We start from the raw sequence: 282 nt of genomic DNA on the forward strand, positions 1-282 counted from the left end.
TTAGTACTGTTTTAATTCTATCATGGTTGTAGTAATGAATGTATTCCTTGATTGCTTGTTCTAATTCGTTCATGGTTTTGAATGTCTTTTCAAAGCCATAGAACATTTCTCGCTTAAGAATGCCAAAGAAGCCCTCCATGTAAGCCATCATCTAATGAATTGCCCTTGCGTGACATAGACTGGGAAACACCATGATTTTTAAGCCATGCCTGAAAAGCTGCGTGCTGATATTGCCAGCCCTGATCAGTATGAAAAATTAAGCCATTAAGAGCTGGATGCTTT

General features: G+C 38.3%; 1 pseudogene. It reads right to left on the minus strand.

Going from position 1 to position 282, the window contains the following annotated elements:
- Positions 1 to 282: pseudogene (locus tag QP324_RS12030) on the minus strand (IS3 family transposase); the annotation flags it as partial.

The organism is Corynebacterium sp. UMB0012, assembly GCF_030216265.1.
In the GTDB taxonomy this organism is placed as follows: domain Bacteria; phylum Actinomycetota; class Actinomycetes; order Mycobacteriales; family Mycobacteriaceae; genus Corynebacterium.